This is a genomic window from Nitratireductor sp. GISD-1A_MAKvit (assembly GCF_040819555.1).
Classification (GTDB): Bacteria; Pseudomonadota; Alphaproteobacteria; order Rhizobiales; family Rhizobiaceae; genus Nitratireductor.
The window spans coordinates 3,687,805-3,701,591 of sequence record NZ_CP161920.1 but is presented as its reverse complement, the minus strand read 5'-3'; the positions used below and the strand labels follow the sequence as shown (position 1 = coordinate 3,701,591).

Sequence of the window (13,787 nt, the reverse complement as noted above, 5' to 3'; positions counted from 1 at the left end):
CAACCGCAGTTTTTGACAGCCGTTTCGCAGCGCGCGAAAACACGCTATACAGCGCCGCCAATTCGGGAAACTCATGGCCAAGGTTCCACTCAAGCTCGACCAGATCATAGACGGCGCAGACCTGCGCGCCGAGCTCGCAGGTTATGCCGAAAAGTCGAGCGGCTCAGAACTGCGCACAAGCGTGATGAAAGCGCTGAAGGAGCGCATCGCGGACGGCCGCAAAACCGCCGAAACCATGCTGATGAACGATGGAGGTGGCACGGCCTGCGCGGCGCGGCTCTCGCATCTCATGGACGTGATCATCACCGAGGTTCAGCATTTTGCGGCAACCTATGTCTACCCGACACAGAACCCGTCATCGGCCGAGCGGCTGGCGATTGTCGCCGTCGGCGGCTATGGGCGCGGCACGCTGGCGCCCGGCTCCGACATCGATCTCCTCTTCCTGCTCCCCTACAAGCAGACGCCCTGGGGTGAGCAGATCGTGGAATACGTGCTCTACATGCTGTGGGACATGGGGCTGAAGGTTGGCCACGCCACCCGCAACATCGACGAGTGCATCCGCCAGGCGCGCACCGACATGACGATCCGGACGGCCGTGCTTGAGGCGCGCTTCATCTGCGGCGAGAAGCCTCTCTACGAGGAGATGGTCGAGCGCTTCGATGAGGAAGTGGTCAAGGATACGGGCGCGGAATACAGCCAGGCCAAGCTTGCCGAGCGCGACCTGCGTCATGCCAAGGCGGGCGAGAGCCGCTATCTGGTGGAACCCAATGTGAAGGACGGCAAGGGCGGCCTGCGCGATCTGCACACCTTGTTCTGGATCGGAAAATATTTCTACCGCGTGCGCCGCGCGGAAGATCTGGTGGGGCAGGGAGTCTTCACGCGCAAGGAATATCTGCAGTTCCGCAAGGCGGAGGATTTTCTCTGGGCGGTGCGCTGCCACATGCACTTTCTTACCGGAAAGGCGGAGGAGCGACTGCATTTCGATATCCAGCGCGATATTGCAGAGCGGCTAGGCTATACGAGCCATCCGGGCCTCTCGGCGGTCGAGCGCTTCATGAAACACTACTTCCTGACCGCCAAGGGTGTGGGCGACCTGACCCGCATCTTCTGTGCGGCCCTTGAGGAAGAGCAGGGCAAGCATGTGCCCGGCTTCAACCGCTTCTTCATGAACTTTTCGCGCCGCCGCAGAAAACTTGCAGGCACCAGCGATTTCATCGTCGACAATCACCGCATCAACGTGGCGGACGAAGGTGTGTTCGAGCGGGATCCGGTGAACCTGTTGCGGCTTTTCTGGTTCGCAGACCGGCACGGGCTCGAATATCACCCCGAGGCGCTGAAGCTCCTGACCCGTTCGCTCAAGCTGATCGATCGCAATCTGCGCCGCGACAAGGAGGCAAACCGCCTCTTCATGGATGTGCTGACATCCGACCGCGATCCCGCCCTCAACATGCGCCGCATGAACGAGGCCGGTGTTCTGGGCAAACTCATCCCCGATTTCAACAAAATCGTGGCGATGATGCAGTTCAACATGTACCACCACTATACGGTCGATGAGCATCTGATCCGCTGCATCGGCGTGCTATCGGAAATCGAGCATGGCGATGGCGAGAAGCTGCATCCGCTATCTCATTCACTGATGCCATCGCTGAAACCGTGGCGCGAAGTGCTCTACACCACGGTGCTCCTGCACGACATTGCCAAGGGCAGACCGGAAGATCATTCCACGGCGGGGGCGAGGATCGCTCGCAGGCTTTGCCCGCATATGGGCTTCGACGCGAAGGAAACGGAGATGATCGCCTGGCTGGTCGAGCATCACCTCGACATGTCGATGATCGCCCAGACGCGTGATCTGAACGACCGCAAGACGATCCAGGATTTCGCCGACATGGTGCAGTCCGTTGAGCGGCTGAAGCTGCTTCTGGTGTTGACCGTCTGCGACATTCGCGGGGTAGGGCCGGGCGTGTGGAACGGCTGGAAGGGTCAGCTCCTGCGCACGCTTTATTATGAGACCGAAGTGCTTCTGACCGGCGGCTTTTCCGAAGCGCCGCGCTCTACCCGTGCGGACGAGGCACGCCAGCGGCTGGCGGCGGCGCTGTCGGAGCATGGCTGGCCGAACGAAGATATCGAGGACTACCTCGAGCTCCATTACTCAGCCTATTTACTGGCCGTCGATCTGGAAGATCAGATCCGTCATGCGGACTTTATTCGCGAAGCCGACAGGGAAGAGCGCCCGCTGGCAACAATGGTGAAACCCCACACATTCGAGGCGGTGACAGAGATCACGGTTTTCGCGCCCGACCATCCGCGTCTCCTGTCGATCATCGCCGGCGCCTGTTCGGCAGCGGGTGCGAACATTGTTGATGCGCAGATCTTCACCACCACCCATGGCCGCGCGCTCGACACGATCCTGATCAACCGCGAATTCGATTTCGATGCTGATGAGCGCCGCCGCGCCGAAAGCGTGCGCAGGCTTATCGAAGATGTGCTCTCGGGCAAATCCTATCTGCCCGACATGATCGAAAAGCGCGCCAAGCCGCGCCGCGGCACCCGCGCCTTCCGTGTCGAACCGCGCGTGGAGATTGGCAACACGCTGTCGAACCGCTTCTCTGTCATCGAGGTCAAGGGGCTCGACCGTCCGGGTCTTCTTTCGGAGGTGACCGAAACGCTCTCCGATCTTTCGCTCGACATTGCTTCCGCACACATCACCACCTTTGGCGAGAAGGTGATCGACACCTTCTACGTGACGGACCTCACCGGGCAGAAGATCGTCAGCACCGACCGGCTGGATGCCATTCGCAAGGCTCTCTTGAAAACGCTGGAAAGCGGTGTTGAGCGACCGGCCAGAGGCAAATCGCGGGCGGCTGCCGAATGAGCATGGTGGCGGTGGATGATGTTTTGCGAGGTAGCGGAGGGAAAATCGTTCCGGCATGGGTCCTCGGGTCAAGCCCGAGGATGACGACGGGGAATGTTGTCCGCTTGCTAGCTTGTCTCGGGGCGCTCAGGGTTACCATTGAGTTCGTCATCATCGGGCTTGACCCGAGGATCCATGCCAGAGCATCTCAGCGTTGCAATTCTATGGATTGTCGCCGCCATCCCGCCCCCAATTTCAGGTCTTCCCACCCATGAGTCTCATCGGAAAATTCGCCAGTGTCGGCAGCGCCACCATGGCAAGCCGCATTCTCGGTTTTGCGCGCGAGGCCCTTATTGCTGCCGCCATCGGCGTAGGCCCGGTTACGGACGCTTTCTACGCCGCGTTCCGTTTCCCGAATCTCTTCCGGCGATTGTTTGCTGAAGGTGCGTTCAACACCGCCTTCATTCCGTTGTTTGCCAAGGAGATGGAGGGCGGCGGCATCGAGGCGGCGCGGCGCTTTGGCGAAAATGTGCTTGCCGTTCTGATCACGGTGCTTCTGGCGCTGTCTGCCGCGGCCATGCTCGCCATGCCGTTTCTGGTCTCCACCATCATCGCCCCGGGCTTTGCCGACACGCCGGAGAAATTCGACCTGACGGTGATCATGACGCGGATCATGTTCCCCTATCTGTTTTGCATGTCGCTGGTCGCCATGTTCTCCGGCATTCTGAATGCGATGCGCCACTATTTCCTGGCGGCACTGGTGCCGACGCTTCTCAACGTCATCCTGATCGGCGTTCTGCTTGTCGCACTCCTAGGGGAGTTCGATCCACGCCAGACGGGAATCTGGCTTGCCTGGGGTGTGTTTGCTTCCGGTCTGGCGCAGCTCTTTTTCCTGATACAGGGCGCGCGTCACGCGGGTTTCTCCATGCGGCTGCGCGTGCCCCGGCTGACACCGGGCGTCAAACGCCTGCTCGTCCTGATGGCCCCGGCCTTGTTGACGGGGGGCATCATGCAGATCAATCTTCTTGTGGGGCAGATCATTGCCTCCACGCAGGACAATGCCATCGGCCTTCTCAACTTCGCCGACCGCATCAACCAGCTACCGCTCGGTGTGATCGGCATCGCCGTGGGCGTGGTGCTTCTGCCGGAGCTCTCCCGCGCGCTGAAGGCGGGGGAACACGCCGACGCGCAGCATCTGCAGAACCGCTCCATGGAATTCGCTCTGGGGCTCACGCTGCCGGCCGCCGTAGGGCTCATGGTGATGCCGGCCCCCATCGTCGCGATCCTCTACGAACGTGGCCAGTTCACGGCGCTTGATACGGCGATGACGGCGGCTGCTCTCGCAGCCTTCGCGAGCGGCCTGCCGGCCTATGTGCTGACCAAGGTGTTTCAGCCGGCCTTCTTCGCGCGCGAAGACATGAAAACGCCGATGTGGTTCTCGCTGGTAACGGTGGTGGTGAATATCGGCCTGAGCCTGATGTTTTTCCCCCGATATGGTCATGTGGCCATTGCTGCTGCCACCTCGATTTCCGCCTGGGTCAATGTGCTGCTGCTGGCAACCACGCTCTGGCGGCGAGGTGATTTCCGCCCCTCGACGCTTACCCTGCGGCGCATCGCCTTCATGCTGCTTGCGAGCGCCGTAATGGGCGCTGTCGTCATGGGCCTGCTTTGGGCTCTGCCGCAATTTGTCGGACATGAGCTTCTGGTTGTGCGTGTTCTTGCGGTTGCCCTAATCGTCGCGCTGGCGGCCATCGCTTATTTTGGTGTGGCACTTGCCACCGGCGGCATCGACCGGGCGGAGTTGGCGCGTGTCCGGCGCAGGCGAGGCAGATAAGTCTCCCATTAACCGAATGCGAAGACGCTGCTGGTAGCGTGCCCTTCGCAATTTCGGCGGGGAGAAGCATGCAGCAACGGCTTTATTACATCGATTTCCTGCGTGTTTGCGCATTCATGTTGCTGATCGCTTACCATGCATCAGTGGCTTTCTTTCCCGACATGAAATGGCTGATCGAAGCGCCGGAAGGCAGTGCCACGCTTTCGCTCATCATGAAATTCCCCCGCGCCTGGCGGCTGGCGCTACTCTTCTTCGTGTCAGGCATGGGGACGTGGTTCGTCTATCGGCGGAGCCATGATCTCGGCTTCCTGAAAGGCCGGTTCATGCGGCTATTCCCGCCGCTGATCTTCGCCATGTGCGTCATCATCGTGCCGCAGGTCTGGTACGAGCGCATGTATGAGAATGGCTATGAGGGCTCGTTCCTGACCTTCTGGCTCACGCGCTATTTCACCGAGGGCAAATATCCGGAGGGAAACTTCACCTGGGCGCATATGTGGTTCGTCGCCTATCTGCTGGTGATGACCGTCGTCTGCTATCCGGTGTTCCGGCTGATCGACCAGCCATTCATGAAACCGGTGACCGACTGGTTCCAGCGGGTGGCGGGCTCCTCCTGGGTTTACCTGCTTTTCCTTCTGCCGCTTGTGCTCAATCTCGTGCTGTCGCCCTTCTTTCCGCGCCAGACCAATGCGCTCTACAATGATGGTGCATGGTTTGCGGTATGGGCGAGCTGGTTCGGGCTTGGTTTCCTCTTTGCCCGATACCATCAGGCATTGATCGGGACCGTGGTGGGCTTGCGGTGGCATAGCGCCGGACTGGCAGCAGGGCTGACGGCAGCGCTCTACCTCTTTTCATGGACAGGGGCCGGCGGTGTTTTCATTGGCAACTATGAAACCATGACGCCGCTCTTCAAGATGCTCCTGATGGCGCTGGCATGGACGATGATCCTGGCGCTGTGCGGGTTTACGGCGAAGTATATGAATGCACCGAGTTCGGTTGTCTCCTGGCTTAATCGCAAGGTCTTTCCGCTTTATATCGTGCATCAGACCGTGGTGGTGGCGGCCCTCTATTATGTGCTGCCGCTGGGGCTTGGGGTCTGGGCGGAATATGGGCTGGTGCTGATGGCGACGTTTGCAGGCTCGTTCCTGTTCGCCATGGCGGTCGAGTTGCTGCCCGGGCGCACCGGCCTTCTGGTGGGGCTTCCACCGCGCGGAAAGCCGCTTCCGGCGGGTGGCGCGGAAACGCAATCGATGCGTGGGGCTTGATTGCCGGTTTCGCGTCGTTCATAAGCCATGGCGCGCGGCCTTCGCGCTCCACAGGGCATTCAGGAAAGATCCATGAGCGAATTCAGGGAGCTCGTCTTCTCCGGCGTTCAGCCGACGGGCAATCTTCACCTCGGCAATTATCTGGGCGCGTTGCAGAAGTTTGTTGCGCTTCAGGAGAGCCATGAGTGCATCTATTGCGTCGTCGATCTGCATTCGCTGACCGCGACCATGGCGCATGACGATCTGGCCGACCAGACGCGTTCGATCACCGCTGCCTTCCTGGCGAGCGGCATCGACCCGAAGAAGAACATCGTCTTCAACCAGAGCCAGGTTCTGCAGCATGCCGAGCTTGCATGGATTTTCAACTGCGTTGCACGCATCGGCTGGATGAACCGCATGACGCAGTTCAAGGACAAGGCCGGCAAGGACCGTGAGAACGCGTCCCTCGGTCTGCTCGCCTATCCGAGCCTGATGGCGGCCGACATTCTGGTGTACCGCGCCACGCACGTGCCGGTGGGCGACGATCAGAAGCAGCATCTTGAGCTGACGCGCGACATTGCGCAGAAGTTCAACAACGACTTTTCCCAGCGCATTGCCGAACTGGGCTATGGCGTCGAAATGGAGGTGGGCGAGGAAAAGGTGAACGGCTTCTTCCCGCTCACCGAACCGCTGATCGAAGGCGCCATCACGCGGGTGATGAGCCTGCGCGACGGCTCCAAGAAGATGTCCAAGTCCGATCCATCGGACCTGTCGCGCATCAATCTGACGGACGACGCCGAGGCCATCGCCAAAAAGATCAAGAAGGCAAAGACCGACCCCGAGGCGCTGCCCTCTGAAGTGGACGGCCTGACCGAGCGCCCCGAAGCCCAAAATCTCGTCGGCATCTATGCTGCGCTTTCGGGTGCCACCAAGGCGAATGTGCTTGCAGACTTTGGCGGTCGACAGTTCTCAGAGTTCAAGCCTGCGCTGGCCGAACTTGCCGTTGAGAAACTCTCTCCGATCGCTGGCGAGATGCGGCGTATCCTCGACGATCCGGCCTATATCGATGGTGTTCTGCGCGAGGGTGCGGGTCGGGCCCCGCGAGAAGGCGGAAGCGACCATGAAGATGGTCCGCGAGATCATCGGGCTCATCGACGGGTGAGCCCTATGAGCGCGCTGTCTTGCCGAATGCTCTCTGCAATGGCAGATTGCGCGGAATTGGCGGGTCACTCGCCGGCGAAACAGGACGTGTGAATGGTCTCCAAGCGACTGATCCGCGAGGCGGGACACCGCCGCAAGTTCCTTGCCATCATTGATGACACGCCCGAGTGCGAACGGGCGGTGGCATATTCGGCGAGACGGGCGAAATCCACAAATGGAGCGCTCGTGCTTCTTTTTGTGATCGAGCCCGGCGATTTTCAGCATTGGCTGGGCGTCGAACAGATCATGCGCGAGGAAGCCACGGCCACCGCAAACGCCGCACTGGACACCCACGCCACCATGGTGCGCGAAACCGTTGGGATTGAACCTGAGCTGGTTGTTCGAGAGGGCAAACCTGACGAGGAAATCCACAAACTGATCGAGGAAGATCAGGATATTGCGATTCTGGTTCTGGCGGCAGGCAGTTCCAAGGAAGGTCCCGGTCCGCTCGTATCTTCCATCGCCGGCAAAACGGCGGCGTTCCCCATTCCAGTGACGGTCGTTCCACAAAATCTCAGCGATGAAGAGATTGAAAGCCTGGCATAGGCGCTTCCGCCTACCCATATGACGTTCTGGCGTGCCGGTCCGCCCCGCGCCTGATTTATGGAAGCCTTCTTGAATGACGTGCGCTTTCCCGCTATTTTAGAATTATTCCAAGAAACGCCAGATCGGAAGATAACCATGTTCATTCAGACCGAAGCGACCCCAAACCCCGCGACGCTGAAATTTCTGCCCGGTCGTGTTGTTCTGGAAGAGGGAACGGCAGATTTCCGTGACGCCGGATCGGCTGAAGGCACGTCGCCCCTGGCTGAGCGGCTTTTCGCCGTGCCTGGCGTCAACGGCGTGTTTTTCGGTTACGATTTCATCACGATTACCAAGGAAGAGGGCCCCGACTGGCAGCACCTGAAACCAGCCATTCTCGGCACGATCATGGAACATTTCATGTCGGGCCATCCGGTCATGGCCAAGGCGGGGCTCGACGGCCTGCCGGTCTCGGAAGATGGTGAATTCTACGACCCGGCTGATGAAGAAACGGTCTCCACGATCAAAGAGCTTCTCGACACGCGCGTCCGGCCTGCTGTTGCCCAGGATGGTGGCGACATCACCTTTCGCGGCTACGAGAAAGGCACCGTTTTCCTGCATATGAAGGGCGCTTGTGCAGGCTGCCCGTCGTCAACGGCAACCCTGAAACACGGTATCCAGAACCTCCTGCATCATTTCGTGCCTGAGGTTCGCGAAGTCGAACAGGTGGTCTGAACAGGCTACATCCAAAGAAAAAACCGGGTTTCGCAACCCGGTTTTTTATTGGGGTGGCCAAGGCCACCCGTGCTGCCCAGACGGCTCCTAGCGCTTCACGATCACCTTGGCACCGATTTTGGTGCGGTTGTAGAGATCGATAATGTCCTGGTTCATCAGTCTGATGCAGCCGGAAGACATCGCCTTGCCGATCGAGCGCCATTCCGGTGTGCCATGAAGGCGATAACCGGTGTCCCCTCCACGGTTGAAGAGATAGAGCGCTCGTGCGCCGAGTGGGTTGGAAAGGCCGGGCGGCATGCCGCGACGCCACTTGGCGAGTTCCGGCTGGCGTCCAATCATCGCGGAAGGGGGCGTCCAGGTGGGCCATTCGCGCTTCATTGCGACGCGTGCCGTGCCAGACCACTCGAAGCCTTCACGCCCCACACCGATGCCATAGCGCATGGCCTTTCCATCTTCCTGCACGAGGTAGAGAAACTTCGCATCGGTGTCGACGATGATGGTGCCGGGTTTTTCCTTTGTTTCGTAGGAAACGACCTGGCGGAGGTATTTTCGCGGAACTTCGCTGATCGGGATACGCGGGAGCTGGTAGCCTGCATCCTTCACCACGCCATAATCGGAGGTGAACACCTTCAGGGGACCGCCCGCCGTACATCCGGCAAGTGCAGTCGCCAGGCCCAGTGCCGTAGCGACGACGATTGATTTTAACTTCATTTGATCCCCCTGAACCCCGGATATCTTAAATGTGCCTGATCTCTGTCTAAGTTTGACCATCATTCTTAAAATCTTGGTTAATGAAATGACAAGTTGTGGAGCGATCTGACGCTGCGTCACCCTGTGATTCGCACTGGATATTGCAAACAGGCAACACAATCCCCAGTTCCGAGAGGATTGAAAGTTCAGGAGCCGTATCATGAACGTTGGTGCTGCCGCCCGCCGATCGGGCTTACCGGCAAAGACAATTCGCTACTACGAGGAGATAGGGCTGATCTCACCGTCCCGTGCGGACAATGGCTATCGTGACTATAGCGACGAAGATGTTCATTTTCTCACATTTCTGAGGCGTGCGCGCGGACTTGGCTTCTCGATAGAAGAATGCCGGCAGCTCATGATGCTCTATCGTGACAGGCAACGAGCCAGTCAGGATGTGCGCGACATTGCGGTAACACATGTCACCGCAATCGATGCCAAAATCGCAGAGCTACAATCAATGCGCGCCACTCTCAGCCAGCTCATTCATGCCTGTCACGGCGATGATCGACCGGAATGTCCGATCCTCGACGACATAGCAGGGCTTCAAACGGCTTCACTGGCGTAACGGTTAATGGCAGTATCCCACAATGCCGATTGTCTCGCCGATTCCCGTAAATCCGCTGGCTGACGGACGTCAGTCAGACCGTGCCATGATCATTCGACGTGGCGTACAGCGCCTGTTCATGTCCATGGGGGCGGTGGTTCTGCCGGAACTGACGCTTGCCACCGGACGACGGGGCCGATCTCGTTGCGCTGACGAAGAAGGGCGACATCTGGATCATCGAAATCAAATCCTCGGTCGAGGATTTCCGGGTGGACCGGAAATGGCCGGATTATCGCCAGCACTCCGATCGCTTCTTTTTTGCGACCCACCCGGAAGTGCCGGCGGAGATCTTTCCCGAGGAGTGCGGGTTCATCCTCTCCGATGGCTATGGGGCGGAAATCCTGCGTGAACCGGATGAGCACAGGCTCGCCGCCGCCACGCGCAAGGCAATGATGCTGCGCTTTGCGCGGGCGGGAGCGGCGCGCCTCACCGCTGCCGAACTCGCGGGGATCGAGGTCCCGCTGGCAGACAGTGAAGCAGGCTGAGTTTCAGGGCTTGATGGGAGCGCGGCCGGTTGCCAGAGCGTGATCGAGATACTCCACGCGGTCCTGGCCGAAGAATGCTTCTCCATTGAGCACGTAGGTAGGAACGCCGACAGCATCGGCTTCCACGGCATCTTTTGTGTTCTGTGCGCGAATTGCCGAAATCTCTTCGCTCTGGGCCTTCTCCAGAACGGACGCGGGTTCGAATTTTTCCAGTTCGAGATATTTTGCGAGCGTATCGGGATCGGCGATGTCTTCTTCATTTGCCCACACGGCGGCGAAGACACGCTCCATATAGCTCATGGGATCATGCCCCTCAGCGACGAGAGCCGCGATTACATGGTCCGCAAGAGCCGGATCGACCGGCCAGTGCTTTGGCGTCTTGTTGATGGGCATGCCGCGGAAATCGGCGATACGCTGGAGTTCCACCAGGCGCAGTCGCTGGCGCACCGGAGGGCGCTTTGGCGGTGGAACCGCACCGGAAATCTCCCACACGCCCATCAGGTTGACCGGTTTGACCCGCACGTTCGCGCCATGTTTGGAAAGAACCGTCCGCAGTGGCTGATGACCCAGATAGGTGAAGGGCGAAGCGGATGTGAAATAGTAGTCGACGGTGGCTGGCATGGGTGTCTCCGGTACATTCTCCGGAGCTGAAACTAGCGGGCCAGGCGTCGCACCGATAGACGTCAGGACAACACTTTTGCGCGAGCACGCAGGCCCTGATGCGAGGCCATGAAAGCCTTTTCCTCGTCGTTGGGAGCGCGCGGTGCCGTATCGACGCCGAGCGCGCTCATCAACTCGTCCATCGGAACGAAGCGCTTTCCGTGATAATCGTAGACACCTCCGGTGGTGAGGATCATGGCGGCGATACGTCCATCGCCCAGAACGAAACGATGCTGGCCGATAATCTGCGTGCCGTCCCACGTCTCGATGGTAGAGACCACATCGAAACGCTGCCACAGGCGAACCTCGCGCACATAGGCGGTCTGCAGTCCACCGAGCAGCGGAGCCCAGCCGCGTTCGCGGGCTGCAGCCACCAGCCCGCTGCGCAGGAAGATGTCGATCCGCCCCATGTCTGCCAGCATCATGTAGCGGGCATTGTTCAGGTGGATGTTCATGTCGATGTCAGTGGGCAGGCAGCGAAAGGAGAGCTTGCTCTCATCACCCAGCCGATAGACGCCTCGGCTCTTGCGTGTGGCGGCCACGCGGAGAAGACGCATCCAGACATACATGATTTTCTATCCTGATGAGGTTGGCGTTGCGGCCGGCGCTTGCCCGGCAAAGCAACGTTCCGGACGCATTGCTGCATCCGGAACGGAGTTTTTTGCGCTTTCGCAGGAAAAGCCTCAGGCGGCCTTCTTCTCCGCCGCCTTTTCGGGCGCGAAGCGCTGGTAGAAGGTCTCGCCGCTCTCGGCCATTTCCAGAAGGAGCTTCGGTGCCTTGAACTGCTTTCCGTACTTCTTTTGCAGGCGCTTGGTCATGGCGACAAAGGCCTCCGCGCCCATCCCATCAATGTAGGACAGCGCCCCGCCCGTATAGGGCGCGAAGCCGAAGGCGAGAATGGAGCCAACATCCGCCTCGCGCGGATCGACCACAATGCCTTCTTCCATGATGCGGGCTGCTTCCAGCGCGATTGTCGCAAGGAAACGCTCCTGCAGCTCCTCGACATCGATCTTGTCCGGGTTCTTCTGCGGATAGAGATCCTTCAGGCCGGCCCACAGATGCTTCTTGGCAGGCTTTGCCGGATAGTCGTAGAAACCCTTGCCGTTCTTGCGGCCAAGCCGCCCATACTTGTCGACCAGCGTGTCGATCAGCTCCATGTGGCGCGGGTCGACGGCCTTGGGGCCGAGATCGCGCACGGTCTGCTTCATGATCTTCTGGGCAAGGTCGACCGCTGTCTCGTCGGTGAGCGCGAGCGGGCCGACCGGCATGCCGGCCATCTTCGCCGCGTTCTCCACCATCGGGGCGGGAACGCCTTCGATGACCATGGAGAAAGCTTCCTGCATGTAGCGCAGGACGCAGCGATTGACGTAGAAGCCGCGCGTGTCGTTGACCACGATGGGCGTCTTCTTGATGGCGCGCACATAGTCCATCGCAGTGGCCAGCGCCTTGTCGCCGGTCTTCTTGCCCATGATGATCTCGACCAGCATCATCTTGTCTACGGGCGAGAAGAAGTGAATGCCGATGAAGTTCTTCGGGCGCTTCGAGTTCTTCGCCAGGCCGGAGATCGGAATGGTCGAGGTGTTGGAGGCGAAGATGGCGGAGGGTTTGAGAACAGCCTCGGCCTTTTCCGTCGCGGTCTTCTTGATCTCCGAATCCTCGAACACGGCTTCGATCACCAGATCGCAGCCTTCAAGCTCGGCATAATCGTCGCTCGGCGTGATGAGGGAGAGAAGCTTCTCCTTGTCTTCGGCAGTGGCGCGGCCCTTCTTGATGGCCTTGTCCATCAGATCGGCGGAATGCGCCTTGCCCTTTTCGGCGGAGGCCGTGTCGCGGTCGATCAACACGACCGGAATACCGGCTTTCGCCGTAACGAAGGCAATGCCCGCGCCCATGAAACCGGCACCAAGCACGCCGATCTTTTTAAATTTCTTTGCCGGCACATCGTCCGGGCGGCGCGCGCCCTTGTTGAGTTCCTGCAGCGAAACGAAAAGCGAGCGGATCATCATCTTCGCTTCGGTCGTCTGCATGATCTCGGTGAAATAGCGCTGCTCGATGGTGAGCGCGGTATCGAAGGGCACCAGCATGCCCTCATAGACGCATTTCAGGATCGCGCTTGCTGCCGGATAGTTGTTGTAGGTCTCGCGGCGCAGGATGGCGATTGCCGGTGGCCAGAGGTTTGCGCCCGCCGCCGAGTAGACTGGACCGCCGGGCAGTTTGAAGCCCTTCTCGTCCCAGGGCTGAACCGGGCTGAGGCCGTCGAGGATCATCTTCTTCGCGGTCTCGACCAGCTTCTTCGGCGCGGCGATCTCGTGGATCAGCCCCATGGCTTTCGCCTTCTGCGGCGTCAGCGTCTGGCCGGTGGTCAGCATCTGCAGGGCTTCCTGCGGCTTGGCCAGCCGCGGCACGCGCTGGGTGCCACCCGCGCCGGGGAAGATGCCGACCTTCACTTCAGGAAGCGCCATCTTCACTGCCGGGCTGTCGGCTGCGACACGGCCATGGCAGGCAAGCGACAGCTCGAACGCGCCGCCCATGCAGGTGCCGTTGATGGCCGAGACCCACGGCTTGCCGGAGGTTTCAAGCTTGCGCCAGAGCCAGCCCATGCGGCCGGCATTGTCGAACAACAGCTTGACCGCCTTCTTGCGATCCTTTGCCTTTTCCTTCTCGAACTGGCCGAGCATCTTCTGCAGCATGGTCAGGTCCGCGCCGCCGGAAAAGGTCTCCTTGCCCGAGGTGATCACAGCGCCCTTGATCTCGTCCTTGCCGGCAATGTGATCGATAATCGCATCCAGCTCGTTCATCACCTCTTCGGTGAAGACGTTCATGGAGCGGTCCGGCATGTCCCAGGTGACGAGTGCTACGCCGTCGGCATCCACGTCAACGGTGAAATTCTTGTAGTCGGTCATGG

General features: G+C 59.9%; 10 protein-coding genes and 2 pseudogenes. 8 read left to right on the top strand and 4 right to left on the bottom strand.

The features are described from left to right. The first annotated feature begins 73 nt into the window (after nt 1–73). The 6 genes and pseudogenes from AB2N04_RS19040 to AB2N04_RS19015 all read left to right on the top strand — a co-directional run bounded on the left by AB2N04_RS19040 (nt 74) and on the right by AB2N04_RS19015 (nt 8,383). Entirely contained in the window at nt 74–2,872 is a 2,799-nt protein-coding gene (locus tag AB2N04_RS19040) for a [protein-PII] uridylyltransferase (RefSeq protein ID WP_367716296.1), read from the top strand. A gap of 250 nt (nt 2,873–3,122) precedes the next feature. After that, the gene (gene murJ / locus AB2N04_RS19035; RefSeq protein WP_367716294.1) at nt 3,123–4,685 is read left to right on the top strand and encodes a murein biosynthesis integral membrane protein MurJ; all 1,563 of its coding nucleotides are present in this window, start codon (nt 3,123–3,125) and stop codon (nt 4,683–4,685) included. A gap of 68 nt (nt 4,686–4,753) precedes the next feature. Then, entirely contained in the window at nt 4,754–5,947 is a 1,194-nt protein-coding gene (locus AB2N04_RS19030) for an acyltransferase (RefSeq protein WP_367716292.1), read from the top strand. A gap of 72 nt (nt 5,948–6,019) precedes the next feature. Continuing rightward, nucleotides 6,020–7,088, top strand: a pseudogene (gene trpS, locus AB2N04_RS19025) (tryptophan--tRNA ligase). A gap of 92 nt (nt 7,089–7,180) precedes the next feature. Next, a complete protein-coding gene (locus AB2N04_RS19020; RefSeq protein WP_367716290.1) occupies nt 7,181–7,672 on the top strand; it encodes a universal stress protein in 492 nt (163 codons plus the stop codon). A 135-nt stretch (nt 7,673–7,807) separates the two neighbouring features. Continuing rightward, nucleotides 7,808–8,383, top strand: a complete 576-nt coding sequence (locus tag AB2N04_RS19015; RefSeq protein ID WP_367716288.1) for a NifU family protein — start codon at nt 7,808–7,810, stop codon at nt 8,381–8,383. An 87-nt stretch (nt 8,384–8,470) separates the two neighbouring features. On the opposite strand, the gene AB2N04_RS19010 is transcribed toward AB2N04_RS19015, so the two are convergent. Continuing rightward, complete coding sequence (locus tag AB2N04_RS19010; RefSeq protein ID WP_367716286.1) at nt 8,471–9,094, bottom strand: L,D-transpeptidase; 624 nt, start codon at nt 9,092–9,094, stop codon at nt 8,471–8,473. A 199-nt stretch (nt 9,095–9,293) separates the two neighbouring features. Between AB2N04_RS19010 and cueR the strand changes: the two genes are divergently transcribed. Next, nucleotides 9,294–9,698 (top strand): Cu(I)-responsive transcriptional regulator, encoded by a 405-nt coding sequence (cueR, locus tag AB2N04_RS19005; RefSeq protein ID WP_367716284.1) that lies wholly within the window; start codon nt 9,294–9,296, stop codon nt 9,696–9,698. A 22-nt stretch (nt 9,699–9,720) separates the two neighbouring features. Continuing rightward, a pseudogene (locus tag AB2N04_RS19000) lies at nt 9,721–10,222 on the top strand (MmcB family DNA repair protein). 3 nt (nt 10,223–10,225) lie between these two features. Here AB2N04_RS19000 and AB2N04_RS18995 read toward each other — a convergent pair. The 3 genes from AB2N04_RS18995 to AB2N04_RS18985 form a co-directional block, all read right to left on the bottom strand. Next, on the bottom strand, nt 10,226–10,843 hold the full coding sequence (locus AB2N04_RS18995; protein ID WP_367716283.1) for a 2-hydroxychromene-2-carboxylate isomerase: 618 nt from the start codon (nt 10,841–10,843) through the stop codon (nt 10,226–10,228). A gap of 62 nt (nt 10,844–10,905) precedes the next feature. After that, nucleotides 10,906–11,451 (bottom strand): thioesterase family protein, encoded by a 546-nt coding sequence (locus tag AB2N04_RS18990; protein ID WP_367716281.1) that lies wholly within the window; start codon nt 11,449–11,451, stop codon nt 10,906–10,908. 114 nt (nt 11,452–11,565) lie between these two features. Continuing rightward, complete coding sequence (locus AB2N04_RS18985; protein WP_367716279.1) at nt 11,566–13,785, bottom strand: 3-hydroxyacyl-CoA dehydrogenase NAD-binding domain-containing protein; 2,220 nt, start codon at nt 13,783–13,785, stop codon at nt 11,566–11,568. Between the last annotated feature and the right edge of the window lie 2 nt (nt 13,786–13,787).

Bases quoted from the DNA above. Each gene is read 5' to 3' on its own strand.
- AB2N04_RS19030 (WP_367716292.1), top strand. From the start codon at position 4,754: ATGCAGCAACGGCTTTATTACATCGATTTCCTGCGTGTTTGCGCATTC.
- AB2N04_RS19015 (WP_367716288.1), top strand. From the start codon at position 7,808: ATGTTCATTCAGACCGAAGCGACCCCAAACCCCGCGACGCTGAAATTT.
- AB2N04_RS18985 (WP_367716279.1), bottom strand. From the start codon at position 13,785: ATGACCGACTACAAGAATTTCACCGTTGACGTGGATGCCGACGGCGTA.
- cueR (WP_367716284.1), top strand. From the start codon at position 9,294: ATGAACGTTGGTGCTGCCGCCCGCCGATCGGGCTTACCGGCAAAGACA.
- AB2N04_RS19040 (WP_367716296.1), top strand. From the start codon at position 74: ATGGCCAAGGTTCCACTCAAGCTCGACCAGATCATAGACGGCGCAGAC.
- AB2N04_RS18995 (WP_367716283.1), bottom strand. From the start codon at position 10,843: ATGCCAGCCACCGTCGACTACTATTTCACATCCGCTTCGCCCTTCACC.
- AB2N04_RS19020 (WP_367716290.1), top strand. From the start codon at position 7,181: ATGGTCTCCAAGCGACTGATCCGCGAGGCGGGACACCGCCGCAAGTTC.
- AB2N04_RS19010 (WP_367716286.1), bottom strand. From the start codon at position 9,094: ATGAAGTTAAAATCAATCGTCGTCGCTACGGCACTGGGCCTGGCGACT.
- murJ (WP_367716294.1), top strand. From the start codon at position 3,123: ATGAGTCTCATCGGAAAATTCGCCAGTGTCGGCAGCGCCACCATGGCA.
- AB2N04_RS18990 (WP_367716281.1), bottom strand. From the start codon at position 11,451: ATGTATGTCTGGATGCGTCTTCTCCGCGTGGCCGCCACACGCAAGAGC.